Origin of the sequence: Pigmentiphaga daeguensis, from assembly GCF_039523035.1 — a bacterium.
GTDB lineage: Bacteria > Pseudomonadota > Gammaproteobacteria > Burkholderiales > Burkholderiaceae_B > Pigmentiphaga > Pigmentiphaga daeguensis.
Map to the genome: position 1 here is coordinate 132,239 of NZ_BAAAEN010000014.1, position 24,742 is coordinate 156,980.

Here is a 24,742-nt window from a genome sequence, read left to right on the forward strand (position 1 = left end):
CCTGCTTGGCGCGCGGCCTTGCACGCCGCTTCCTGCGCGGGCGGGATGGGATTATTGATTGTCGGAGGGGGAATGATACATGGTCCCCCCCTACGCGCTTGATACATGGTCCCCCCCCTACGCGCTTGCGCGCGCCCCCCAGGGGGCGATGCGGGTGGACCGGCAAAGCCGGATCCACCGCATCCTGGGTCTTCGTGGGGTATCTCGGTGCGAAGCACCGCATGCTTGCTTTGATCTTAGGCGCCGCGGATCCGGCTTTGCCGGTCCGCTAGCGCCGCCCCTTGAGGGGAGCGGCCATAGGCCGCGTGGGGTGGGCGTTCCCTCCGGTCCGCCAGCGCCGCCCCCTTGAGGGGGAGCGGCCGAAGGCCGCTTGGGGGTGGGCTTCCCTAGACCTTTTCCAGCTTGCGCAGCTTGGTCTTGATGCGGCTTTGCTTGAGGGGGGAGAGGTATTCGACGAAGACCTTGCCTTCCAGGTGGTCGAGTTCGTGCTGGACGCAGACGGCCAGGATGCCTTCGGCGTCGAATTCGTAGCGTTCGCCCTGTTCGTTGGTGGCCTCGACCTTGATGCGGGCGGCGCGCTTGACCTCGTCGTAGATGCCGGGCACCGACAGGCAGCCTTCCTCGTAGACCTGGGTTTCCTCGCTCTTCCAGGTGATGACCGGGTTGATCAGGACGAGCAGGTCGTCGTTGTTCTCCGACACGTCGATGACCACGATGCGCTCGTGGATATCGACCTGGGTGGCGGCCAGCCCGATACCCGGCGCGGCGTACATGGTCTCGGCCATGTCGCGGACGATGCGGCGGATGCGGTCGTCGACCACCGCCACCGGCTTGGCTTTCTTGTGCAGCCTTGCGTCGGGATAGTGAAGAATGGGTAGCAATGCCATGATCGTGTTGCCGTTGCCCCTCGGACAGGGGCCATTTCAGAATAAATGGGGCCGGTTGGCCGGGATCCAAGGGGCAAGATACCACAGCTTCCCGGCGAGTCCGGCCGCCCGCGCGAGGCGGGATCGCGGGGATCCCCGCTATTTATATAGCGGGAGGCGAGCGCCGTCCCTGGCCATTGGACGCGCCGGCGCGCGATCCGTTCAGCGGCGAGGCGGGACATCGATGTCCTGCCCGGGGCTACCCTGCGGCGCCTGCCATGTTTAGATAGCGGCATGCCTCTCGCCCACACTCCGGAAGAACTGTCCGCCTGGCTGCGGCTTACCCTCGAACCCGGCATCGGACCGGCCACCGCGCGCGAACTGTTGCAAGCGGTCGGATTGCCGCAGCGCCTTTACAGCCTGTCCCGCGACGAACTGGCGGCCCTGTTGCCGCCACCGCTGGCCGCGCAGCTGGCCCGTTCGCCGTCGCCCCAGCACGCCGCCACCCTGGAACGCACCCTGCGCTGGGCCGAACACCCCGGCCACCACCTCCTGACGCTGGCCGACGCCGGCTATCCCCGGGCGCTGCTGGCCATCCACGACCCGCCGCCGCTGCTCTACCTGGCGGGCGATCCGTCCCGGCTGTCGCCGCAGGCCATCGCCATCGTCGGGGCCCGCCACGCCACGCCCGACGGCATGGCGAACGCGCGCGCCTATGCCCGCCATCTGGCGCAGCGGGGCTGGTGCATCGTCAGCGGCCTGGCGCTGGGCATAGACACCGCCGCCCACGAAGGCGCGCTCGAGGCCGGCGCCGCCGGCGGCGGCACGGTCGCGGTGGTGGGCACGGGGGTCGACGTGGTCTATCCGCCCCGCAACCGAGGCCTGGCCGAGCGCATCGCCGCGCAAGGAGCCATCGTGTCCGAGTTCCCGCTGGGCCTGCCCGCGCTGCCGCATCAGTTCCCCCGGCGCAACCGGCTGGTGGCCGGACTGACGCAAGGCACGCTGGTGGCCGAGGCGGCCGCACGCAGCGGCTCGCTGATCACCGCCCGGCTGGCGGCCGACGCCGGCCGCGAGGTCTTCGCCATCCCGGGATCCATCCATTCGCCGCTGTCGCGAGGGTGCCACGCCCTGATCCGGCAGGGCGCCAAGCTGGTGGAATCGGCGCAGGACATCCTGGACGAGCTGGGCGCCGGTTCCGGATCCGCAGCGCCGCCGCCGGAACCGGCGCTGCCGCGGGATCCGGTGCTGGCGGGCATGGGCTACGGCCCCGTCCACGTCGACGCGCTGGCGGCGCGCACGGGCCTGGCGGTCCCGCAATTGCAGGCCAGGCTGCTCGAGCTGGAGCTGCGGGGGCTGATCGCCCGGCTCGACGGCGGCCGCTACCAGGCCACGCCCATGCGCTGAATCCCCTTGTGTGCCGCGCACACAACGCATGAGCAGCAAATGCCGGGCAATTTGCCTAGGGATGCAATTCAGCGTACAGTGGATCCAGCCTTACACGCTGACTTATGTTCGAAATTCTCGTCTACCTCTTCGAGAACTACTACACGCCGGAAGCGTGCCCGGACCCGGAAACGCTGGCGCGCAAGCTTGCCGCCGCCGGCTTCGAAGACGATGAAATCGACGACGCCCTGACCTGGCTGTCCGGGCTTGCCGAATCCACTCATCGTTGTGTCGATCTCGCCCTTGTTCCCAGTAGCGGCTGTCGTATCTACGCCGAGGCCGAGTATCGCCAGCTCGGATCGGAAGCGATCGGCTTCATCGCCTTCCTGGAGTCGGCGGGCGTGCTGTCGTCCCCCCTGCGCGAGATCGTGATCGACCGCGCCTTCGCGCTGGGCGAGGCCCCCGTGCCCCTGGACAAGCTGAAGATCATCGTCCTGATGGTGCTGTGGAGCCAGGAAACCGAGATCGACAACCTGATCCTGGAAGAACTGCTGGAAGACGGCAGCGCCCGGCAGCTGCATTAGCCCCCCTACGCGCTGACGCGTGCCCAGTATGGTGAGCCCCCAAGGGGGCCGGGGGTTGTTTTCGATGGAAACAAGTCTTAATCCGGGGCGCTTCGAAAGGCGGAGCCGGCGTTTTTTGGCTTGGTGGGCATAGGCCCGACTTGCGCTGCTTAAAAATCCCCCCGTATCATCCGGCGCTTTGACGCACTATTTGTTCGCGTCGGCTCCGTCAACTGGAAGTCAATGGGCAAAACTCTGATCATCGCCGAGAAACCTTCGGTCGCGCTGGACATTTCCCGCGCGCTGGGCGGGTTCAAGCGCGAAGGCGATTATTTCGAAAGCGACGACTACGTGCTTTCGTCCAGCGTCGGGCACCTGCTCACCCTCGTGGCGCCCAACGATCCGGTCAAGGGCAAGTGGAGCTTCACCCATCTGCCGGTGATTCCTCCCGAGTTCGAGCTGGGGCCGGCCGACAAGCGCTCGGAAGAGCGCCTGCGCCTGCTGGTGCGGCTGATCAAGCGCAAGGACGTGGACGCCCTGATCAACGCCTGCGACGCGGGACGCGAAGGCGAGTTGATCTTCCGCTACATCGCCCAGTACGCAAAGACCAACAAGCCCATCAAGCGGCTGTGGCTGCAATCGATGACGCAGCAGGCCATCCGCGACGCCTTCGCCGACCTGCGCTCGGACGCCGCGCTGCAGCCACTGGAAGCCGCGGCGCGCTCGCGCGCCGAGGCCGACTGGCTGGTGGGCATCAACGGCACGCGGGCGATGACGGCCTTCAACAGCAAGGACGGCGGCTTCTTCAAGACCACGGTGGGCCGGGTGCAGACGCCCACGCTGGCCATCGTGTCCGAGCGCGAGGAGCGCATCCGCCAGTTCGTGCCGCGCGACTACTGGGAAGTGCGCGCGCAGTTCGTCGCCGCCGCCGGCCTGTACGAGGGCCGCTGGTTCGACCCCAAGCACGTCAAGGATCCGCAGGACCCCGAGAAGCGCGAATCGCGCCTGTGGAGCAAGGCCGCCGCCGAGTCGGTCGTGGCGGCCTGCCGCGAGCGCACGGGTTCGGTCACGGAAGAATCCAAGCCGTCCACCCAGTTGTCCGGACTGCTGTACGACCTGACCACGCTGCAACGCGAGGCCAACTCGCGCTTCGGCTTCTCGGCCAAGACCACGCTGGCGCTGGCCCAGACCCTGTACGAACGCCACAAGGCGCTGACCTACCCGCGTACCGACTCGCGCTACCTGCCCGAGGACTACCTGGGCACGGTGCGCCAGACCATGCAGACGCTGGCCGCCAGCCGGCCCGGCTATGCGCCGTTCGCCTCGAAGATCCTGGACAGCGGCTGGGTCAAGCCCAATCGCCGCGTGTTCGACAACAAGAAGGTGTCGGACCACTTCGCCATCATCCCGACGCTGCAGGCACCGCGCGAGTTGAGCGAGGCCGAGGCCAAGCTGTACGACCTGGTGGTCAAGCGCTTCCTGGCGGTGTTCTTCCCGGCGGCCGAATTCCTGGTGACGACCCGGATCACCGAGGTCGCGGGCCACCATTTCAAGACCGAGGGCAAGGTCCTGGTCAATCCGGGCTGGATGGCCGTCTACGGCCGCGACGCGCAGGGCGAGGACGCCAACCTGGTGCCGGTCGCCCCTGGCGAGCAGGTGCGTACCGAGGAAGTCGAGGCCGTGGGCCTGGTGACCAAGCCGCCCGCCCGCTACACGGAAGCGACGCTGCTGTCGGCCATGGAAGGCGCGGGCAAGCTGGTCGACGACGAAGAGCTGCGCGAGGCCATGTCCGCGCGCGGCCTGGGTACGCCGGCCACGCGCGCGGGCATCATCGAAGGGCTGATCAACGAACTCTACCTGCGCCGCGAAGGCCGCGAGCTGGTGCCCACCGCCAAGGCGCGCCAGTTGATGACGCTGCTGTCGGGCCTGGACGTGGACGAGCTGACCTCGCCCGAGCTGACCGGCGAGTGGGAGCACAAGCTGTCGCAGATCGAACGCGGCCAGTTGGCGCGCGAGGCCTTCATGCGCGAGATCGCGCAGATGACCCAGGTCATCGTCAAGCGCGCGAAGGAATACGACCGCGACACCGTGCCTGGCGACTATGCCACCCTGACCACGCCGTGTCCGAAATGCGGCGCCGTGGTCAAGGAGAACTACCGGCGCTACGCCTGCACCGCCTGCGATTTCTCGATCAGCAAGCACCCGGGCGGGCGCACCTTCGAACTGCAGGAAGTCGAGGAATTGCTGGCCAAGCGCGAGATCGGCCCCCTGAACGGCTTCATCAGCAAGATGGGCCGACCCTTCTCGGCCATCCTGCGCATCACCGACGACTACAAGCTGGAGTTCGACTTCGGCCAGGCCGACGAGGAATCCTCCGAAGCCGTGGACTTCTCCGGCCAGACGCCGGTGGGCCCGTGCCCGAAATGCGGCTCGAACGTGTTCGAACACGGCATGAGCTTCGTGTGCGAGAAGTCGGTCGGGCCGCAACGTTCGTGCGACTTCCGCTCGGGCAAGGTCATCCTCCAGCAGGAAATCACGGCCGAGCAGATGGCCAAGCTGCTGACCGAAGGACGCACCGACCTGCTGCAGAACTTCGTCTCCAGCCGCACCAATCGCAAGTTCAAGGCCTTTCTGGTCCGGCAGCCCGATGGCAAGATAGGCTTCGAGTTCGAGCCGCGCCCCGCCAAGGGCGGCAAGGCGGGCGAGGATGCGCCGGCGGCCCGGAAGACGGCGGCAAAGAAAGCCGCCGGCCAGGACGAAGCCGTCGCGGCGCCGGCGAAGAAGGCCCCCGCCAAGAAGGCGGCGGCCAAGAAGGCCGCGCCGCGCAAGGCCGCCGCCAAGAAAGCCCCCGCGAAGAAAACCGCCAGGAAGGCGGCCGCGAAGACCTCCAGCTGAGCCGTAGAGCCCAATGACCGTCAAGAAGAAAACGCCCTCACGGGCGCGCAAGTCTCCTGTTGCCGAGCAGCCCGCCGAGGATCGCGTGGACGTCGATCCCGGCCCCGGCGGCAAGCCCTGGTATGTCGTGCGCCGCTCGCGGGTGCATGGAACCGGTGTGTTCGCGGCCCGCAAGATCCCCGCCGGCACCCGTGTCATCGAGTACGCGGGCGAACGCATCAGCGCGGCCGAAGCCGACCGCCGCCACCCGGTCAATCCCGAGGATCCGTACCACACCTTCTTCTTCGCGCTGGAAAGCGGCAAGGTGATCGACGGCGGCAGCCAGGGCAACGATGCGCGCTGGATCAACCACGCCTGCGAGCCCAACTGCGAAGCGGAGGAAACGGACGATGGCCGCGTCTTCATCGTCTCGCAGCATCCCATCGAACGCGGCGAAGAGCTCAATTATGACTACGGCCTGGTCATCGACGAGCGCATCACGCCGACGTTGAAGAAGAACTATCAGTGCTTGTGCGGCGCCGACTCGTGCCGGGGCACGATGCTGGCGTTGAAGCGGCGCAAGAAGAAAGCCTGAGGGCGGGAACCGGGCGGCGGCGCCGCCCGGTCCGGCCGGTCAGTTGTAGTCGCCGACCCGCATCGCCTGGGAGTCGCCGCCGTTGCGGGACACTACCGAGCCGTTCACGACGCGCACCGGATCGCCGCTGCGCCACGGATAGGCCGAGGCGCTATGGAAAGTGCGCACGCTGCCGTCGTCCATCCTGACGGTCATCTCGTACTGCGTCGAGCTGCGCACACGCTTCTCGACCTCGTTGCCCGCGTAGGCGCCGCCCAGGGCACCCAGCACCGTCAGCGCGGTACGGCCGCTGCCGCCACCGAACTGGTTGCCGACCACGCCGCCCACGACACCGCCGCCGACCGCGCCCAGGCCCGTTCCCTGGCCCTGGACCTGCACGGCGCGCACGCTCTCGACCGTTCCGCAGTTGCCGCAGGTGGCCGCCACCGGCCGCGCCGGTTCGCGATAGACCGGGGCAGGGCGGCTGGCGGCGCGCGTCGGCGCGGCACGCTCGGCCGCGGCCTGCTTCGCCGGAGCCGGCGCATGGGCCGAGGCCTTGCCGAAATCCCGGCCACCGGCCGGGGCGGACGCTTCGGTCAGCTCTTGCGTGGGGGCCGACTTGGCCAGCGGCGAGGGCAGCAGTCCGGTCAGGACGCCCACGCCGACGGCGGCCAGGACGATGATGCTGATGGCTGCGGCGGCCACCAGCGGATGCAGCGCGACGGCTCCCCGCATGCTGCGATGCGCGCGCGCGAAGGCGGCGTCGATGGGGATTCGGGAACCGGAAGAAGTACCGGAAAACATGGCGTCACTCCGCTCGTAAGGTTCACGTAAGTTACCTCCAAGCGGCCTTCCATGTTGTTTCGGGGCGTGGCGGGATCTCGCGCTTTCTGTATCGGAATTGACCGAATGTTTCCGCCCCCGGCTGGCAAAGTCTGCCAGAATGGTCCGCATGGAAATCACCCTGACCGAACTCGAGGACGCAATCAATTTCTGGCGCACGCGCAAGCCTTCGACGAGCGAAGCGTGCGTGCTGTGCGCCGAGGCCGCGGCGCTGGCGGGCCCCTATGCCGCCATGATCATGCATCACCTTCCCGCGCTGGACGAGGCGGCCATGCCCGAACCAGCGCGGGCGGCCCTCGCGGCCTGGCGGCAGGCGCGCCAGGCCGTGGCCCGGGTCAAAGGCTGACGCGGGCGGCTTCGGCCGGGGAAGCGACCAGGGATACGGGCGCGAACGCGCCCAGGCTGACCTTCATGGACAGCGCGGCCTCCAGCGTGAACGCACCGTCGGCCACCAGTTCCAGCACCTCTTCCGGCGATACCGTACGCAAGGCGACCACTTCGCCGTCCTGGTTCTCGGGCACGACCTCGGGCCCCAGGACGGTATCGACCACGGTCACGTGCTCGACCTGGTAGCCCTCGGGCAGAACCCGGCGCACGGTGAACTGGCCGCTGCGCCGGCCGTCCTTCAGGTGATGGGGCAACAGGCCGGCCTCTTCCCAGCTTTCCCTGAGCAGGGCCGATTCGGGGGTTTCCGCGGCGCTGACCAGCCCTCCCACGAGGGTATCCCACATGCCGGGATCGGTGGTCTTGGTGAACGACCGCTGGGCGATCCACAACTGCCCGCTGTCGGTCCAGGCGTTCAGGTGGACGGCATGGGTGGCGATGCCCAGGGGCCGCACGGATGCCCGCTCGATCACGCCCAGGACGGTGCCGTCCTCGGCCACCACGTCCAGCAGTTCGTTGCGCCAGCCGTTGAGCCGGCCGGCTTCGGAAAGCGCCGTGGCGACACGCGCCAGCAGCTCGCTGACGGCCTGGGCGCGCCCGGCCGAGGCCGGCGTGCCCGCCAGCTCGGGCAGCAGGTGCACCACGCCGGGTTCCAGCAGTATTTCGCCCGGAAAGGCGGCCAGCCAGCGCGGCACGTCGTGCGCCACCCAGCCGCAATCATGGCCGGCAATGCGCAGTCGCAGGGAGTCCGGCGGGGGATCGACCTGAGCACGAGCCGATATGGAGTCGAATACGTTCATCCAGATATCGTGAATATGCAACACAGCAAGCCCCCATTGTGCCGGAAGTCCGGATGGGACGCCCGGCACCCCGACGTAAGCGAAGGTGAACCCGGTTGCCTCGGGTAAGATGCCGGCGCTCGCACCGCCCCCAAGGAAGAGGAAGACCATGACCGATCACCCCCGTATCTGCATCGTCGGCGCCGGAGCGATAGGCGGCCTCGTCGCCGGACGCCTGGCCCAGGCCGGCAACGACGTTTCGCTGCTGGCCCGCGGCCGCACGCTGGAAGCGCTGCGCCGGCACGGCCAACGGCTCGACTCGGCGGGCAAGCTCGTCGCCTCGCCGGTCCGGGCCAGCGACGACGCCCGGGCGCTGGGCCCGCAGGACGTCGTCGTCATCACCGTCAAGGCACCGGCCCTGCCGGAGATCGCACGGGCCATCCGTCCGCTGGTCGGCGCCGACACGGTCGTGATCCCGGCCTTGAACGGCATCCCCTGGTGGTTCTTCCTGGACGCCGGCCTGCCCCTGGGCGGCACGCGCCTGCGCAGCGTCGATCCGGACGGCGGCATCGAGGCCAGCCTGCCGGCGGACCAGGTGCTGGGCGCCGTGGTCTTCGCGTCGGCCTCGACCCCCGAGCCCGGCCTGACCCTGCACGCCTCGGGCAACCGCATCGTGCTGGGCGAGCCGAAGGGCGGGTCGAGCGAACGCGCCCGCGCCGTGGCCGGGCTGTTCACGCGGGCGGGCTTCGATGCCCCCGCCAGCGAGAACGTGCGCGCCGACATCTGGACCAAGCTGCTGGGCAATGCCTGCTTCAACCCCGCCAGCCTGCTGACGGGCGCCTATACCGACGACATGATCGACGATCCCCGCCTGCACGCCATGTTCGTGGCCATGATGGACGAGGCGCTGGCGCTGGGCACCCGGCTCGGGCTGCCGGCCCAGGTCGAGTCGCGCGACCGCATCGCCTTCACCCGAGGGCTGGGCCACATCAAAACGTCGATGCTGCAGGACGTGGAGGCGGGCCGGCCGGTGGAGATCGACAGCATCCTGGGCGCGCTGGTCGAGACCGCCGCGGCGGCCCGATTCTCCACGCCGACCCTGGATACCGTCTACGCGCTGGCGCGCATGCGCGCCGCGGCCCTGGGGCTGTATCCGGCGTAGCCGGCCCTTGCCCAACTTTTCTATAGGCGAAAAATACCAAAACATCGCTTGAACCCCAGCCGCCCGCGCCGCATCCTGCCACCCTAGATAGAGTAAGCACGGAGAGCCGGCGCACGGCGGCATGCGATGTCCATTTCCAGCGAAACCATCAGGTCGGTCACCTCGTCCTTGTACGAGTGGTCGCTGAAGAAAGTCCCGGACGACACCAAGCGGGTGCTGGCCCAGGCGCAGCAGCGCGAGACGGTCCAGCTCGGCAGGCAGACGCTGCGCATCATGCTCGAAAGCGCCGAGGCCGCCGAGTCCGAAAGCCACCTGGTCTGTTCGGACGTGGGCGTGCCCACCTACATGATCCGCGTGGGCACGGGCGTGAGTTTCGAAGGCAACGTGCGCCAGGCCATCGTCGACGGCTTCGCCGACCTGGTCGCGCGCGCGGACCCGCCCATCCTGAAGATGGTGACCAATCCGCTGACCCTGCAACGCAGCTACGAGGGCAAGAACATGCCCCTGGTCACCTTCGACATGGTCGACGGCGCGGACTACATGGAGATCGTCTGCGCGCCCAAGGCCATGGGCACGGGCCGCTGGGAAGCCATCGAGACCTTCGTCTACCCGTCGCTGGAGACCATCGAGAAATACGTGCTCGATACCGTGCTCAAGGCCGGCTCGCAGCCCTGTCCGCCCATCGTCGTGGGCGTGGGCATAGGCGGCACCTTCGACTACGCGGCCAAGATGGCCAAGGAGTGCGTCCTGCGCCCCTTCGCCCAGACCAATCCCGAGCCCGTCCTGGCGGCCATGGAACAGCGCCTGCTCAAGGCCATCAACGACACCGGCTTCGGGCCCATGGGCACGGGCGGCGACACCACCGCCATGGCGGTGCACATCGACTATTCGGCCAGCCACGGCTTCATGCCCGTGGCCGTGGCCTTCAACTGCTGGATCAACCGGCGCACCTGTGCCCGCATCTACCAGGACGGCACGGTCGAACGCCTGGAATAGCGGCAACGGAGACGAGCATCGTGAATACCCATCGCCTGACCTTGCCGGCAAGCGCGGACGACATCGCCCGTATCCAGGCCGGCGACCTGGTCTACCTGACCGGCGACATCGTCGTCACCATCGGCCTGCCTACGCACCAGCGCATGATCGACTACGCCCGCGAGGGCAAGCCGCTGCCGGTGGACGTGCACGGCGGCGCCTTCCTGCACCTGAGCTCGTACAACCGCGAGAGCGACACGCCCTCGGGCTACGAGGCCCTGTACATGAACCCCACCACCAGCACGCGCTACGACGCGCTCATGCCGCCGCTGATCCGGGCCTACGGCCTGCGCATCGTGGGCGGCAAGGGCGGACTGGGCGAGGAAAGCGTGCAGGCCATGCGCGAGACGGGCTGCATCTACCTGTCCTTCCTGGGCGGCGGCTGCACGCTGCTGGCCCGCGCGATCCAGGAAGTGGTGTCCGTGCACTGGGAAGACTACATCTCGCAATTCCGCCTGGTGACCTTGCGCGTCAAGGACCTGGGCCCCGCCACGGTGGGCATCGACGCCCACGGCAACAGCCTCTACCGACAGCTGCGCGAGAACGTGCAGCAGCGGCTGCCTGGCATTCTCGAAGAACTCGACCGGCACCGCGCGGATTCCACGCACTGAGTGCGGCAATCTTCTTCATTACGACAGATCGGAGACCCCATGAAGAATCATCGACTTCTCGCCTGCGCCACCGCCATCCTGGCCCTGGGCGCCACCGCCGCCCACGCCAAGGACGACGCCGCGTCATGGCCTACCCGGCCGGTGCGGCTGATCGTGCCGTTCCCGGCCGGCGGCAGCACCGACGTGGTCGCGCGCCTGATCGCCGAGCGGCTGGGCCAGAAGCTCGGCCAGCAGTTCGTCGTGGACAACCGTCCGGGCGCGGCCGGCAACATCGGCACCGACCAGGTCGCCAAGGCCTCGCCCGACGGCTACACGCTCACGCTGACGACCTCCGGGCCGCTGGCCAACAACAAGTACCTGTACAAGTCCATGCCGTACGACCCGGCCAAGGACCTGACTCCCATCGTGCTGGTGGGCGAGATCCCGCTGGTGGTCGTGTCCACCGACAAGACCCCGGCCAAGAACCTGAAGGAATTCATCGCGCTGGCCAAGGCCGCGCCGGGCAAGTATTCCATCGGCAATCCGGGCAACGGCACCATCGGGCACCTGGCCTATGAACTGCTGCGGCACAATACCCGGACCGACTTCCTGGGCGTGCCATACAAGGGCGACACGCCGGCCATGACGGACCTGCTGGGCGGCTCCATCCAGGCCATCGTCGCGCCCATCACGGCCTTCATCCCGCAGATCCAGAGCGGCAAGATGAACGGCCTGGCGGTGACCTCCAAGAAGCGTTTCCCCGGCACGCCCGACGTGCCCACCGCGGTCGAGCAGGGCTTCGACGTCGAGGCCTCGGTCTGGTTCGCCGTCGCGGGCCCCGCCGGCATGCCGCGTCCCATCGTCGACAAACTCAACCGCGAGATCAACCTCGTGCTGAACTCGCCCGAGGGCCGGGCCAAGCTCGAGCAGTTCGGCGCGGTCGTGGGCGGCGGTTCGCCCGAGCAGCTGGATTCGCTGATGAAGGTCGAAAGCGCGAAGTGGAAGCGGATCATCGAGGACGCCAATATCAAGCTGGATTAGCCCCCCTACGCGCTTCGCGCGCCCCCCACAGGGGGGCGGCACTGGCGGACCGGCAAAGCCGGATCCGCTGTGCCCTGGGTCTTGTGAGTTCTTCTTGGATTGGGGCACGGGTTTTCGGGGTGGTTTCCGCCCCATGGAGTGTTGAATGAGCGGTTTCGTTACGTTGAAGACCGAGGGCATGAGCACCGAGGAGGCCTATCGGCTGATCGTGGGCTGCGTGGCGCCCCGGCCGGTGGCGTGGATCACCACGCAGGATGAATCGGGACGGGTCAATGCCGCGCCGTTCAGTTCGTACAACTACGTGGCGCACAGCCCGCCGATGCTGGCGGTGAACATCGGCTCGCGCAAGGGCGAGTTGAAGGACACGGCACGCAACATCGTCGAGACGCGCGAGTTCGTGGTCAACGTGGCCACGGAAGCGACGCTGGAGCTGATGCATGCGTCGGGCGCGGACTACCCGCCCGAGATCGGCGAGCCCGAGGCCCTGGGCATCGAGCTGGCGCCCAGCACGGTGGTGCGGCCGCCGCGCATTCCCGCCACGCCGATCCAGATGGAATGCCGGCTCGAGCACGTGCTGCCGCTGGGACGGGGCCTGAACACGCTCTACATCGGCGAAGTGGTGGCCTTCCATCTGTCCGAGGCCATATTCAACGGCCGGCACATCGATGCCGTGGCGATGCGGCCCATCGCCCGGCTGGGCGGACCGTACTACGCGGGGCTGGGCGAGATCTTCCATCGGCCGATGCTGCAGGCGCCGCCGATCTGATCCCCCCTACGCGCTTCGCGCGCCCCCCAGGGGGCGGCACTGGCGGACCGGCGGAGCCGGATCCGCTGTGCCCTGGAGACCAACGGGCTGGCGAAGTTGGGGGTTCTTAATTTTGTGACAAGGACATACTGATGACGGGTTCATCTGGGGATTTCAGCCGGTCGGTGCAGGCCGGGACGTTCATCAAGACGGTGTCGCCGCACGTGGTGGAGATACTGGGGACGACGGCGCTGGATTTCGGGGTGCTGGATGCCGAGCATGCGCCGTTCGACCGGGCGGCGCTGGACTTGATGATGATGGCCGGACGGGCCGCGCGCCTGCCGCTTTTCGTGCGGGTGGCCGACTACGAGGCCGCGACCATCCTGTCGACGCTGGACCTGGGCGCGGCGGGCATCGTGGTGCCGCACGTCGACAGCGCCGAGCAGGCGGAACTGATCGTCTCGCGCGCCCGCTACAAGGACGGCGTGCGGGGCTTTTCCAGCTCGCCCCGGGCGGCCGGCTACGGGACCATGACCTATAAGCAGGCCCAGGAAGCGGGCGACCAGACGCTGGTGATGTGCCAGATCGAAAGCGTCGAGGGCCTGGCCAACGTGGAAAGCATCGCCGCCGTTCCCGGCGTGGGCGGACTGTTCGTGGGACGCGCGGACCTGGCCCTGTCCATGGGCCAGGAAGGCTCGCGCAGCCCGGCGGTGCTGGAAGCCACCGCCCGCATCGTCCGCGCGGCGCTGGCCGCCGGCAAGATCGCCGCGATGTTCGTGGCCAACGCCGCCGAGCGCGACGAGTTCGCCGCGCAAGGCGTGACCTGGTTCGTGATCGGATCCGACCAATCCCTGCTGCGCCAAGGCGCGCAATCGGTTGCCGTGGCAGGCGACCGGTCGCACGGCTGACGCGGCTCCCTCTCAAGCAAAGGTGAAGTCCATGACTGTCCAACAACCGCGGCCCGCGACCTATGCCGCGCACTACGACACCGCTCCGCAGCAACAGCAGGCCGGCGCGCGCACCTGGCTGACCCGGGGCGCCAACTTCGTCGTCGCCGTCTCGCAGGTCGAGGCGGGAGCCGTGCTGGCGCGCGAGGCCAACCCCGACGAATACTTCGTCTTCGTGCACACCGGCGGCGCGCGCATCCAGGCGGGTTCCGAGCAGGTCGACGCCGCTCCCGAGACCGTGACCATCGTTCCGCCGGGTGCGAGCCGCGTCGAGGCCACCGCCGCGGGCACCATCGTGCGCGTGTTCTCCAACCGCGCCTCGGACCTGGCGCAGGCTTCGGTCAACCAGGAGATCTACGCCGACGGCGCGCCCGAAGTCGCGCCGCTGGTGCCATGGCCCGATCCCCCCGCCGGCTTCAAGCTGCGCCACTACGTGCTGGCCGAGCACGTGCGGCCCGACAGCAACATGCGCATCTTCCGCAGCACCAACCTGATGGTCAATTTCCTGGCCAAGCGCCTGGTGCCGCGCGACGTGCACAAGCTCAGCCCGCACACCCACGCCGACTTCGAACAGGCCTCGCTGGCGATCCAGGGCACTTACGCGCACCACCTGCGCTGGCCGTGGACGCCGGACATGGACATGTGGAAAGAGGACGAGCACGTCGAGATCGGCAGCCCGTCCGTCACGGTCATTCCCGCGAAGGTGCTGCATACCAGCCGCAACGTCAGCCAGGGCGATTGCTGGCTGATCGACATCTTCGGCCCGCCGCGCATGGACTTCTCCAGCAAGCCGGGACTGGTCTGCAACGCGGACGAGTACCCCATGCCCGCGCCCGCCACGGCCGCCGCGGCCTAGAGCCTGGCGAGGTCCTCCGAGATGCCGCGGGAGACCTCCTGCAACTGTTCCAGATAGCGCTCGACGACCTGTTCGTTGGTGAGCGTGGAGGCGAACCACGTCATGCCGAACGAGGCCACCACATGCTTGCCGTCGAACACCGGCACGGCCAGGGTGCCGGATACCGGGCGCACGGCGGGATCGCGCAGCGCGTAGCCCTGCGCGCGCGTGATCTCTATCATCCGCCTGACCGCCTCCCGGTCCTGCGCCGGCTCGTCCTCGGGGTTCTTCGATTGGCGCAGCAGCGCGAGTATGGTCTCGCGCTCATCCTCTTCGCAGAAGGCCAGGTAGGCCCGGCCGATGGCGCGGCTGACCAGGCTCAGGCGCATGTTGATGGTCGAATGCAGCAGCGACAGCGGCGAATGGGGAATGGTGCTGTAGCGCACCACCATGGCATCGGTATCGAACACGGCGATGGCCAGCGGCCACTTGATGGCCTCGGTCAGCGCGTCCAGGCGCGGCCGGGCCGCTTCGACGATGCGCGGCTCGCTGTGATAGCCCGACGACAGCGTATTGACCAGCGACGTCAGGTAGTACGCCCCGTACTGCGGCGCATGGCGCACCAGTCCCTTGGACGCGAGCGACTCAAGAAGACGTATCAGCGATGGCTTGGGGATGCCCGTCTGCTTGTACAGTACGTCCAGGGTCGATACCGGCTGGCGGTTCAGGGCCTGCAGCAGCTCGATGGCACGGACAACGGCTTGGACGGGCGGAAAGGAAGGCACGCGGACCTCCGTACGGAAAGGACGCCGGCCGGCGATTATCGCATTGCCGGATGCGTTCCAACCTCCGTACGGCCGTCCTGGTGAAAATCAGCGGCGGGCGCCGCCCTTCACGAACACGCGCTTGCCGGTGTCATGCCAGACCGCGCGCTTTTCCTCTTCGGTCAGCAGGACCGAGGCGTCGATCATGCGCTGGACCATTTCCTTGTAGGTGCCCGACGAGGTGCCGATGTCCGAGCCCCACATGATGCGGTCGGCGCCGAACAGGTCGACCGCGCGGCGCAGCACCTGCTCGGCCGGCACGTCGGCCTCGCGGTACTCGTCCAGGTTGATCGAGGTGAACTTGAAGAAGATGTTGTGCTCGTGCGCCAGCTTCTCGAAGCGCTCGTCCAGGCCGAAGTGTTCCTCGGTGGCCTCGGGCTCCAGCAGGTGGTCCAGCACGATGCTCACGTTCGGATAGCGGCGCGCCAGTTCGATGATGGTCGGCACCGACGGACCGCCGCCGCCCACCGCCAGCACTTCCAGGTCGATCACCAGGCCGAACTCCTCGGCCACGTCCCAGGTCTTGAGCGCCTGCGGCGAATTCAGCCACGGCATGCTGCCATCGGGCTGGCGGCCGCCGAACAGGCGCACGCCCGCCAGGCCGTTCTTCTCGATGTAGCTGCGCACCAGGCCCGGCGTGCCGGCATCCTCGGCGTCCAGGATGACCACCGCCGAGAAGATGTCGGGATGGGCGTCGGACGAATCCAGGATGTAGCTGTTGTCGTAGCGGTAGATCATGCGCTTCTGCACGGCCACCGCGCCGTCGACGTTTTCTTCCTTCATCCAGACCAGCATGCGCGCCACGTCGGGCACTTCGTTGATCGGATTGGGGCCGTGCTTGCCGCCCGGCTTGCCGATCACGCCCGGGGCGCGCGGCGGCGCGTCGGCGGCGCGCTTCATGGGATTGCGCGGATAGCGCACCTGGTCATCCGCCACCAAGTGGGCGTGCGAATCGAACAGCAGCGGGCGAGTGCCGGCGGCCGACGGGGCTTGCTTGTCTTGGGTCATATCGAAAACTCTACGTGTTTACAGCGGGACTTTATCGCCAGCCTGCCCCCTCCGCACCCGATATTCTCGAACTTTTCGGTGTCCGAAAACTTGTGGCCGAACAGGAATCGGGCCCATTCAAACAAAAATTTAAAAAAAGCGATTCAAATTTCTGTTTGAATCGCCGATACTACGCCGGACTACTGGATCCTCCATCGTGAACCTGCTCGACGACGACACCTCCACCCGCTCCCGCATCGTGCTGGCCGCCCTGCGCGTCTTCGCCACCCGGGGATTCGAGGCCGCCTCGCTGCGCGAGATCACGTCCGCCGCTCAGGTGAACATCGCCGCCATCCACTACCACTTCGGCTCCAAGGACGCGCTGGTGCAGGAAGTGCTGCGCGTGGTGTCCGAGCCCATCAACCGCATGCGGCGCGAGGCCCTGGCCCGGGTGCCGGCGCACCGCGAACCGACGATGGAAGAAGTCGTGGAAGCGCTGATCGCACCGCCCGTGCGGCTGAGCTTCGACGCCACCGGCGAATGGCGGCTGCTGATCCGGTTGCTGATCCAGGCCCGCGCGGTGCCCCGCGCCAGCACGAACGCCGCGATCTTCGAGCAGTACGACGCGCTGGCGGCCGACTTCGTCGACGCCCTGATGGCCGCCCAGCCGTCGCTGGGCCGCGAGGAAGCCTACTGGCGCTACGCCTTCGCCATCGGCGCCATGATGTACATCGTCAGCGACGCCGACGAGACCTATCACCGCCTGCATCGCATCTCCGGCGGGCTGTGCGACACCGACGACCCCGAACGCATCGTCGCCCAGCTCGTCGCCTTCATCGCCGCCGGCATGCGGGCAGCCGCCCCGGCCGGCACACCGCTGTGACTTCCCTCCGGATACACGACATGACCCGCCGCATCATCGACCTGTCGGTCGCCCTCGAAGACAAGCCCACTTCGCCGGCGCACCACCGCCCCCAGATCAGCTACGTCGACCACGACCAGTCCTGGGAACTCTTCTCCAAGCTCTTTCCCGGCATCGGCCCCGACGACCTGCCCGAGGGCAAGGCCTGGGCGGTGGAGCGGGTTTCGCTGTCGACCCACGCCGGCACCCACATGGACGCGCCGTGGCACTACCACCCCACGACCGACCATGCGCTGCAGGAAGGCGGCCGGCCCGCGCCCGGCATCGACGAAGTCCCGCTGGACTGGTGCCTGAAGCCCGGCGTCAAGCTCGACTTCCGCCACATGGAAGCGGGCTACGTGGTCACGCCCGCCGACATCCAGGCCGAGCTGAAGCGCATCGGCCATACCCTCCAGCCGCTGGACATCGTCGTGGCCAACACCCGCGCCGGTGCGCGCTACGGCCAGGAGGACTATTGGGAAAGCGCCTGCGGCTTCGGCCGCGCCGCCACGCTGTGGCTGCTGGAGCAGGGGGTACGGGTGGTCGGCACCGACTCCTACAGCTGGGACCCCGCCTTCAAGTTCGTGGTCGAGCGCTACGAGCGCGACCGCGACCCTTCCATCATCTGGGAAGGCCACAAGGCGGGACGCGACATCGGCTACTTCCAGATGGAGAAGCTGACCAACCTGGACCAGTTGCCGTCCCACGGCTTCACCATCAGTTGCTTCCCCATCAAGATCAAGCACGGATCGGCCGGCTGGTGCCGCACCGTCGCCATTCTCGATTGACCCGCGAGGCGCGCGACGCCTCGTCCAAGACAACGATCCCGGAGACTCCCCATGACCTTCCTTTCCTGCGCCCGCCTGGGCGCCGCCCTCGCGCTGGCCGCCTGCGCAGTACCCGCCGCCGCGCAGGCGCCTGCCTCGTACCCCGACCGGCCCGTCCACGTCGTCGTGCCGTTCCCGCCGGGCGGCATCGTCGACAACGTCACCCGCAACCTGGGCGCGCGCCTGTCGGCCGCGCTGGGCCAGACCTTCATCGTGGAGAACAAGGCCGGAGCCGGCGGCTCGATCGGCGCCGCCCACGTCGCCAAGGCCGCGCCCGACGGCTACACCCTGCTGGCCGCCTTCGACACCCACGCCGTCAACCCGCTGCTATACAAGCTCAGCTTCGACTCCGACAAGGACCTGGCGCCGGTCGCCTTGATCGGCACCTCGCCGCTCATCCTGGTCGTCCATCCCTCGGTGCCCGCCCGGACCGTGCCTGAGCTGGTCGCGCTGGCCAAGGCCAAGCCCGACGCGCTGAACTACGCCTCCACCGGCGCCGGCAGCTCCAACCAGCTGACCGCGGAACTGTTCAAGGCCACCGCCGGTGTCGAGATGAACCACGTGCCCTACAAGGGCGGCGCACCCGCCATCACCGACGTGCTGGGCGGCCGGGTGCAGGTCATGTTCGTCAGCGCCAGCTCGGTACTGGCCCATATCAAGGCCGGCAAGATGCGGGCCCTGGCCGTCACCACCCGGGAACGCATCCCGGCCCTGCCCGACGTGCCGTCCATCAGCCAGTTCTACCCCGATTTCGAGGCCCGCTCGTGGATAGGCCTGCTGGCTCCGGCCGGCACGCCCCCCGCCACCGTCTCGCGCCTGAACGCCGAGGTCTACCGCGCCTTGCAGACGCCCGAGATGCGGACGTTCTTCGACGCCCAGGCCATCCAGCCCGGCAGCGGGTCGCCCGAGCAATTCGGCGCATTCCTGCGGAACGAGACCAAAAAGTGGGGCGAAATCATCAAAAAACAGGACATCCGGGTGGAATGAGACGGCCGGGAAACCCGCGTGGCGCAAGACCCACGCGGGCGGCTTGCAAGTTTTGAGAATATTATCAATAATTAATCTCATTACGACGTCCACTGCGGCGCCCAACCGCGCCGCAACGAGTTCCGCCATGTACGTTTGTGTCTGCAACGCCATCACCGAACGCCAGATCCGCAGCAGCGTGGAAGCTGGCGCGACTACCCTGGCCGACCTCCAGTTCGACCTGGGCGTGGCGACCTGCTGCGGCTCCTGCGCCGACACCGCCTGCCAGTACCTGCCGGCCGGCGCCAGCGCCTGCGAGCACGCCTACGAAGCGTCCATCTCGGCCGCCAACGGCCGCACCGAAGCCACCGAACTCCCCCCGCCCCGCGCCACGACGCGCCGCTTCCCCATCCAGGTCGTCGGCGCTGGCGCCGGCGCCGCCAAGGCGGCGTAGGGGTCCCCCCTACGCCCTTCGGGCGCCCCCCAGGGGGCGAAACCGGCGGACTGGCAAAGCCAGATCCGCGGTTTCCTGGGTCTAGTACCTGTTTCTTGGCACGTCACACTGTTGCTACCGCTGGCAGCCAGCGATAGCAACAATGCTACGCGCCAAGACAGCGGTACTAGACCCAGGATGCGGTGGATCCGGCTCCGCCGGTCCACCCGCATCGCCCCCTTGAGGGGGCCCGCGTCAGCGGGTAGGGGGTGGGCTTTCCTTGCGCGCGGCAGCGCGTAGGGGGGATCATTATCATTGTCACTTTCCTAGGCCATTACGGGCGGACGTACGGCCTGCTTGCCTGGCGTCAACAATGCTAACCTTGCCGGATCCATGAATTCTGCAGGGGAAAGAACATGAAAGGCGACAAGACCGTCATCCAATACCTCAACAAGCAGCTCACCAACGAGCTGACCGCCATCAACCAGTACTTCCTGCATGCGCGCATGCTCAAGCACTGGGGCCTGGGCAAGATGGGCAAGCACGAGTACGACGAGTCCATCGAGGAAATGAAGCATGCCGATCGCCTGATCCAGCGCATCTTCATGCTGGACGGCCTGCCCAACCTGCAGGACCTGCACAAGCTGCTGATCGGCGAGAACGTCCCGGAAATCCTGGAATGCGACCTGAAGCTGGAGCTGTCCTCGCAGGTCGTGCTCAAGGAAGCCATCGCCCACTGTGAAAGCGTGCGCGACTACGTGTCGCGCGATCTGCTGCAAGACATCCTGGACGACACCGAAGAACACATCGACCACCTGGAGACCCAGATCGGCCTGGTGGACCAGGTCGGCATCCAGAACTACCTGCAATCGCAGATGGACGAGCAGGGCTGATTCCCCACCCCGCCCGAAGCAAAGCCCCGCCACGCGGGGCTTTTTGCTTTATGCGCGTTCCCGGCTTCACGGAACGCGTCTTGCTGCCCGGTTGGCTTACTTCGACAGGAGACCGCCATGGCCACCGTTCAGGGCAGCAACCCGCTTTCCAAACATACCGACGACGTCCTCAAGGACGAGAACCGCAGGATGCCGGCGGCGGAACTGCCGCGCGAAGACAAGGACAAGCCGGCCGCCGGCGGCGGCGACGAGTTGAACGTGGATGAGCTGGAGGAAGCGGAACGCGGCGGCCCGCCCCGTTCAGGCGGCGGGCCGGACTGAGCGCGGCGTCAGTTATTGCCCGTCGCGGGGCATTCGGCGATGCGGCCCCAGCGATTATCGGTGTTGCAGTATTTCCACCGGGCTTTCTCGTTGCAGATGACCCGGCCGACGACGCCCTGGGAAGCGCAGCGCGCCAGTTCGGCTCGCAGCGACTGGATCCAGGGCTCCTGGCCGCCGGCCGCGTCGGCTCCGGCCACCACGGTGGCGACCTGCTGCGAAGGCGGCTCGACGATGATGCGCGGAGACTGGGCGGCCGCCGGGGGCTCGGCCAGGTGGGCGGGCAGGGGGCTGCCCGGGTTCACCGTCTGCATGTCGGGCGCGATGGTCGAAAGCAGGGTATCGGGCTGCGGTTGATCGGCCGCGGATACCAGGGGAATGGGCGCGCTCGGCTGCACCGGGCGCGATGGGACGCCGCGCGAGCCGTCCACCCTGGGTTGCGGGGGTTCGGGCAGGTAGGTTTCCTGGTCCACCGCCGCCACCGGCGCTTCGCCCGGGCGCCCCTGGGCCACGGGCACGGGCGCCTCGGCCGCGCGGTCGACGGGAGCATTCCAGGACAACCAGAGCCCGAACAGCACTCCCACCACCACGACCATCGCCACGAAGGCCAGGCCCATCAAAATGCGGTTACGCATGTGTACACCTCTTCACTGTGGACCGGCGGCCCCGCCGGTCCCCATGCCCGGGCGGGCCCGTCAGGCGAAAGCGGAATCGCCCACCCTGGTCTGGAACACCTGTCCCCCGTGCTCGCGCAGGGCATGGAACTGCACGTTGGGATAGAGCTCCTGCGCCACCCGCAGCTGCGCCGACGATCCGATCAGGAAAGCGGGCGCCTCGACTACATCGTAGGCGATGTGCTGCATGTTGGCGTCCATGAACTTCTTCAGGTCCTTGGGGTTCTCGGCCGTGATCCAGCGCGCCATCGAATAGCGCGCCGGCAGCATGCGCGCGGCCACGCCGTATTCGGTCTTGAGCCGATGCGCCACGACCTCGAACTGCAGCTGGCCGACGGCCCCCAGCAGCAACGGGCCTCCGGCCACCGGCCTGAACACCTGGATGGCGCCTTCCTCGCCCAGCTGGGTCAGGCCCGTGCGCAACTGCTTGGTGCGCAGCGGATCGGCCACCTCCACCGCCTGGAACAATTCGGGCGCGAAGAACGGCAGTCCGGTGAACTGCAGCGCCTCGCCTTCGGTCAGCACGTCGCCCAGTTGCAGCACGCCGTGGTTCGGAATGCCGATGACGTCGCCGGCATAGGCCTCGTCCAGCAGCTCGCGCCGCTGCGACAGGAACGAGACCACGTTGTTGGGCCGCGTTTCCTTGCCGGTGCGGCAGACCTTCAGCCGCATGCCGCGCTCGAAACGGCCCGAACAGACGCGCACGAAAGCCACGCGGTCGCGATGGGCCGGATCCATGTTGGCCTGCACCTTGAAGACCACGCCGGTGAATTTCGGTTCATCGGGCTGGACCTCGCGCTGCAGCGCATGGCGCGGACCGGGCGCGGGCGCCTGCTCGACCAGCGCGTCCAACACTTCCTGCACGCCGAAATTGTTGATGGCCGAGCCGAAGAACACGGGCGTCTGCTTGCCGGCCAGGAACTCGGCCTGGTCGAACGGCGGCGCGGCGCCTTCGATCAGGTCGATCTCGCCGCGCGCCTGCTCGAACGCCGCGCCGAAGCGGCGCGCGATCTCGGGGTTGTCCAGCCCGTCGATGATTTCGTCGTGCTGCTCGCTCAGCCTGTCGCTGCCGGCCTTGAAGACCCGCATCCGATCGCGCCGGATGTCGAACACGCCGCCGAAGGACTTGCCCATGCCGACCGGCCACGCGAAGGGCACGGCATCCATGCCCAGGTGGGACTCGATCTCGGACAGCAGCTCCAGCGGCTCGCGCACCTCGCGGTCCATCTTGTTGACGAAGGTGATGATGGGCGTATTGCGTGCCCGGCACACCTGCAACAGCCGGATGGTCTGCGGCTCGACGCCGTTGGCCGCGTCGATCACCATCAGCGCCGCATCCACGGCCGTCAGCACGCGGTAGGTATCTTCCGAGAAGTCCTGGTGGCCCGGGGTGTCGAGCAGGTTGATGACGGTATCGCGGTATTCGACCTGCATGACCGAGGACGCCACCGAAATGCCGCGCTGCTTCTCGATCTCCATCCAGTCGGACGAGGCGTGCCGCGAGGCCTTGCGTGCCTTGACGCTACCGGCGATCTGGATCGCGCCGGCGAACAGCAACAGCTTTTCGGTCAGCGTGGTCTTGCCCGCGTCGGGGTGGGAAATGATGGCGAAGGTGCGTCGCCGGGCGACTTCGGAGGATATGGTCATCGCGCGGAATTTTAACCGGAGACGGGATCGGGCGCTTGATCCGTCCGGCCGCCACGGCAGCAAGCGCCGTGCCGCGGCGGCTCGGCTCCGCCCACCGCGCATTTAGTCCTATTCAATACTCCAACTTGATTTTAGTCTCAAATGGTATTAACCTGGGCTTGCATGCACGACACAGGAAAGCATCATGGCCATTCCTGCTTCCAAGACCCCTGAACTGACCAGCCAGGCCGCCACCGACGCGGCCCTGCGCACCTTTTTCCGGATCGCCCAGGCTTGGCAGCTCAATGCCGAAGAGTCGGCCACCCTGCTGGGCGTCCCGCGCTCGACCATGTTCCGCTGGAAGACCGGCCGCGCGCCTGCGCCGCTGCCGCGCGACACGCTCGAACGCCTGTCGCTGGTCTTCGGCATCTACAAAGCGCTGCAGGTCCTGTTGCCCGTCCCCGAACGCGCCGACGCCTGGCTGCGCCGCCCCAACGACGCGCCCCTGTTCGGCGGCCGGCCGGCCCTGGAACGCATGCTCACCGGCATGACCAGCGACCTGTACGTGGTGCGCACCTATCTCGATGCCCAGCGGGGGGGCTGGACATGACGCCTGCCGTTGCCGAGGTGCAATGGACGCCCTGCCACCGGCTCGTCCCCAGCCGCTTTCCGCCCGCCGGCCTGTACGACCGGGTGGCCGATCCGGCCGACCTGGACGTGGTATTCGCTATCGAGAACCTGACCAATCCGCGCGTGCGCGACGAAGCCGGGAACCTGCGCCTGGTCCCGCCGGAAGACCGCATTTCCGGTCCGGGCACCACCCCCATCATGGCGGCCTTCACCCATCTGAATCCGGCCGGCAGTCGCTTCACGGACGGCACCTGGGGGGTGTACTACGCCGGGGAAAGCCTGGAAACCGCCGTGGCCGAGACCATGCACCACCGCGCCCGTTTCCTGGCCGCGACGCACGAGGTCGCCATCGAGATCGACATGCGCCACTACGTGGCCGACCTGGCCGCGCCGCTGCACGACCTGCGCGGCCTGCGGCCGGCCTTGCCCGCCATTTACGATCCGGACGACTACACGGCCAGCCAGGCGCTGGCCCGCCAGCTCCGGCTGGCGGGCAGCTGGGGCGTAGCCTACGACAGCGTCCGCCGCCCCGGCGGCCAATGCGCGGCGGTGTTCCGGCCGCGCGGCCTGTCCCGCTGCCGCCAGTCCCAGCACATTGCGTTCGTCTGGGACGGCCACCGCATGAGCGGGTGGTATTCCAAGTCGGCATTGCGGTCGGTCTGATTTTTCAAGCCTCGTTCCACCGGCCGCCCGGGCTGCCTGCCCCGTGCCCGGCCTTGTGGCTCGCGGGTTTCCTGGCTGCTACCGCCGGTCCACTGATGGGAATCGATTATTGGCGCAATTTCGATTTTCGAATATGGTTACGTCGAACGCGGGGCGCTGATATCGTCACAATTGGTATCAAGCGCAGCAGATCGCGGCGTGCGGCCGCAACGCAGTACGGATATCCGCGCCAGGGCACCGTGCCCTGGCGCGCAAGACCTCATTCCTTATCCGGAGGAACACGACAATGAAAATACGTTTGTGGGGTTGTGTACTGGGCATGGCGCTGAGCGGCACGGCCGCGGCGCAGACCCCGTTGAAGATCGGTTTCGTGGGCGAG

At 67.7% G+C, this 24,742-nt stretch carries 27 protein-coding genes; 20 read left to right on the forward strand and 7 right to left on the reverse strand.

Annotated elements, in window-relative coordinates; all coding sequences use genetic code 11:
- Window positions 1-386 precede the first annotated feature (386 nt).
- Complete coding sequence (gene def / locus ABD104_RS17955) at window positions 387-887, reverse strand: peptide deformylase (RefSeq protein ID WP_087838876.1); 501 nt, start codon at window positions 885-887, stop codon at window positions 387-389.
- Between the two features lie 273 nt (window positions 888-1,160).
- Here def and dprA point away from each other — a divergent pair, with 273 nt between their 5' ends.
- The 4 genes from dprA to ABD104_RS17975 all read left to right on the forward strand — a co-directional run bounded on the left by dprA (window position 1,161) and on the right by ABD104_RS17975 (window position 6,281).
- Window positions 1,161-2,270: a DNA-processing protein DprA gene (gene dprA / locus ABD104_RS17960; RefSeq protein ID WP_087838877.1), complete on the forward strand. Its 1,110-nt coding sequence runs from the start codon at window positions 1,161-1,163 to the stop codon at window positions 2,268-2,270.
- Between the two features lie 104 nt (window positions 2,271-2,374).
- Window positions 2,375-2,833: a Smg family protein gene (locus tag ABD104_RS17965; protein WP_087838878.1), complete on the forward strand. Its 459-nt coding sequence runs from the start codon at window positions 2,375-2,377 to the stop codon at window positions 2,831-2,833.
- Window positions 2,834-3,055: 222 nt separating this feature from the next.
- Window positions 3,056-5,707: a DNA topoisomerase III gene (locus ABD104_RS17970; protein ID WP_338617067.1), complete on the forward strand. Its 2,652-nt coding sequence runs from the start codon at window positions 3,056-3,058 to the stop codon at window positions 5,705-5,707.
- A gap of 13 nt (window positions 5,708-5,720) precedes the next feature.
- Complete coding sequence (locus tag ABD104_RS17975; protein WP_132979704.1) at window positions 5,721-6,281, forward strand: SET domain-containing protein; 561 nt, start codon at window positions 5,721-5,723, stop codon at window positions 6,279-6,281.
- Window positions 6,282-6,320: 39 nt separating this feature from the next.
- Here ABD104_RS17975 and ABD104_RS17980 read toward each other — a convergent pair whose 3' ends face one another.
- Window positions 6,321-7,064 (reverse strand): outer membrane lipoprotein, encoded by a 744-nt coding sequence (locus tag ABD104_RS17980; RefSeq protein ID WP_243724503.1) that lies wholly within the window; start codon window positions 7,062-7,064, stop codon window positions 6,321-6,323.
- Window positions 7,065-7,212: 148 nt separating this feature from the next.
- Between ABD104_RS17980 and ABD104_RS17985 the strand changes: the two genes are divergently transcribed.
- The gene (locus ABD104_RS17985; RefSeq protein WP_087839102.1) at window positions 7,213-7,449 is read left to right on the forward strand and encodes a DUF3717 domain-containing protein; all 237 of its coding nucleotides are present in this window, start codon (window positions 7,213-7,215) and stop codon (window positions 7,447-7,449) included.
- Here the strand turns inward: ABD104_RS17985 and ABD104_RS17990 are convergent.
- Window positions 7,439-8,287 carry an NUDIX hydrolase gene (locus ABD104_RS17990; protein ID WP_087838881.1) on the reverse strand — a complete coding sequence of 283 codons (849 nt, stop codon included), beginning with the start codon at window positions 8,285-8,287 and terminating at the stop codon, window positions 7,439-7,441. The genes ABD104_RS17985 and ABD104_RS17990 overlap by 11 nt on opposite strands.
- A gap of 148 nt (window positions 8,288-8,435) precedes the next feature.
- On the opposite strand from ABD104_RS17990, the gene ABD104_RS17995 reads away from it, so the two are divergent.
- The 7 genes from ABD104_RS17995 (at window position 8,436) to ABD104_RS18025 (ending at window position 14,642) form a co-directional block, all read left to right on the forward strand.
- Complete coding sequence (locus ABD104_RS17995) at window positions 8,436-9,428, forward strand: 2-dehydropantoate 2-reductase (RefSeq protein WP_087838882.1); 993 nt, start codon at window positions 8,436-8,438, stop codon at window positions 9,426-9,428.
- A 126-nt stretch (window positions 9,429-9,554) separates the two neighbouring features.
- Entirely contained in the window at window positions 9,555-10,424 is an 870-nt protein-coding gene (locus ABD104_RS18000; RefSeq protein WP_338617065.1) for a fumarate hydratase, read from the forward strand.
- A gap of 20 nt (window positions 10,425-10,444) precedes the next feature.
- Window positions 10,445-11,074, forward strand: coding sequence for a fumarate hydratase C-terminal domain-containing protein (locus ABD104_RS18005; RefSeq protein WP_242621344.1), 630 nt, complete (start codon window positions 10,445-10,447; stop codon window positions 11,072-11,074).
- 39 nt (window positions 11,075-11,113) lie between these two features.
- Window positions 11,114-12,094 (forward strand): Bug family tripartite tricarboxylate transporter substrate binding protein, encoded by a 981-nt coding sequence (locus ABD104_RS18010; RefSeq protein ID WP_087838884.1) that lies wholly within the window; start codon window positions 11,114-11,116, stop codon window positions 12,092-12,094.
- Window positions 12,095-12,239: 145 nt separating this feature from the next.
- A complete protein-coding gene (locus ABD104_RS18015) occupies window positions 12,240-12,860 on the forward strand; it encodes a flavin reductase family protein (protein WP_087838885.1) in 621 nt (206 codons plus the stop codon).
- Window positions 12,861-12,991: 131 nt separating this feature from the next.
- Entirely contained in the window at window positions 12,992-13,747 is a 756-nt protein-coding gene (locus tag ABD104_RS18020; RefSeq protein WP_087838886.1) for an HpcH/HpaI aldolase family protein, read from the forward strand.
- Window positions 13,748-13,778: 31 nt separating this feature from the next.
- Window positions 13,779-14,642 carry a cupin domain-containing protein gene (locus ABD104_RS18025; RefSeq protein ID WP_087838887.1) on the forward strand — a complete coding sequence of 288 codons (864 nt, stop codon included), beginning with the start codon at window positions 13,779-13,781 and terminating at the stop codon, window positions 14,640-14,642.
- Here the strand turns inward: ABD104_RS18025 and ABD104_RS18030 are convergent.
- Window positions 14,639-15,406 carry a DNA-binding transcriptional regulator gene (locus tag ABD104_RS18030; RefSeq protein ID WP_087838888.1) on the reverse strand — a complete coding sequence of 256 codons (768 nt, stop codon included), beginning with the start codon at window positions 15,404-15,406 and terminating at the stop codon, window positions 14,639-14,641. The two genes, ABD104_RS18025 and ABD104_RS18030, sit on opposite strands and share 4 nt — an antisense overlap.
- An 87-nt stretch (window positions 15,407-15,493) precedes the next feature.
- The gene (locus ABD104_RS18035; RefSeq protein WP_343927987.1) at window positions 15,494-16,453 is read right to left on the reverse strand and encodes an amidohydrolase family protein; all 960 of its coding nucleotides are present in this window, start codon (window positions 16,451-16,453) and stop codon (window positions 15,494-15,496) included.
- 196 nt (window positions 16,454-16,649) lie between these two features.
- On the opposite strand from ABD104_RS18035, the gene ABD104_RS18040 reads away from it, so the two are divergent.
- From ABD104_RS18040 to ABD104_RS18065, 6 genes are all read left to right on the forward strand, one after another.
- Window positions 16,650-17,315, forward strand: coding sequence for a TetR/AcrR family transcriptional regulator (locus tag ABD104_RS18040; RefSeq protein WP_165963138.1), 666 nt, complete (start codon window positions 16,650-16,652; stop codon window positions 17,313-17,315).
- 20 nt (window positions 17,316-17,335) lie between these two features.
- Window positions 17,336-18,121, forward strand: a complete 786-nt coding sequence (locus tag ABD104_RS18045; protein WP_087838891.1) for a cyclase family protein — start codon at window positions 17,336-17,338, stop codon at window positions 18,119-18,121.
- Between the two features lie 51 nt (window positions 18,122-18,172).
- Window positions 18,173-19,147, forward strand: a complete 975-nt coding sequence (locus ABD104_RS18050) for a tripartite tricarboxylate transporter substrate binding protein (protein ID WP_087838892.1) — start codon at window positions 18,173-18,175, stop codon at window positions 19,145-19,147.
- A 127-nt stretch (window positions 19,148-19,274) separates the two neighbouring features.
- Window positions 19,275-19,580 (forward strand): (2Fe-2S)-binding protein, encoded by a 306-nt coding sequence (locus tag ABD104_RS18055; protein ID WP_338617061.1) that lies wholly within the window; start codon window positions 19,275-19,277, stop codon window positions 19,578-19,580.
- A 395-nt stretch (window positions 19,581-19,975) separates the two neighbouring features.
- Complete coding sequence (gene bfr / locus ABD104_RS18060; protein ID WP_087838894.1) at window positions 19,976-20,452, forward strand: bacterioferritin; 477 nt, start codon at window positions 19,976-19,978, stop codon at window positions 20,450-20,452.
- A 117-nt stretch (window positions 20,453-20,569) separates the two neighbouring features.
- Window positions 20,570-20,773 carry a hypothetical protein gene (locus tag ABD104_RS18065; RefSeq protein WP_087838895.1) on the forward strand — a complete coding sequence of 68 codons (204 nt, stop codon included), beginning with the start codon at window positions 20,570-20,572 and terminating at the stop codon, window positions 20,771-20,773.
- Between the two features lie 8 nt (window positions 20,774-20,781).
- On the opposite strand, the gene ABD104_RS18070 is transcribed toward ABD104_RS18065, so the two are convergent.
- Together ABD104_RS18070 and ABD104_RS18075 are read right to left on the reverse strand one after the other, a co-directional pair.
- The gene (locus tag ABD104_RS18070) at window positions 20,782-21,405 is read right to left on the reverse strand and encodes a hypothetical protein (protein WP_140416862.1); all 624 of its coding nucleotides are present in this window, start codon (window positions 21,403-21,405) and stop codon (window positions 20,782-20,784) included.
- A 60-nt stretch (window positions 21,406-21,465) separates the two neighbouring features.
- Window positions 21,466-23,091, reverse strand: a complete 1,626-nt coding sequence (locus ABD104_RS18075) for a peptide chain release factor 3 (protein ID WP_087838897.1) — start codon at window positions 23,089-23,091, stop codon at window positions 21,466-21,468.
- A gap of 184 nt (window positions 23,092-23,275) precedes the next feature.
- Here ABD104_RS18075 and ABD104_RS18080 point away from each other — a divergent pair, with 184 nt between their 5' ends.
- Together ABD104_RS18080 and ABD104_RS18085 are read left to right on the forward strand one after the other, a co-directional pair.
- A complete protein-coding gene (locus tag ABD104_RS18080; protein ID WP_087838898.1) occupies window positions 23,276-23,680 on the forward strand; it encodes an MbcA/ParS/Xre antitoxin family protein in 405 nt (134 codons plus the stop codon).
- A complete protein-coding gene (locus tag ABD104_RS18085) occupies window positions 23,677-24,363 on the forward strand; it encodes an RES family NAD+ phosphorylase (protein ID WP_087838899.1) in 687 nt (228 codons plus the stop codon). Before ABD104_RS18080 ends, ABD104_RS18085 begins: the two co-directional genes overlap by 4 nt.
- The last annotated feature ends 379 nt before the right edge of the window (window positions 24,364-24,742 follow it).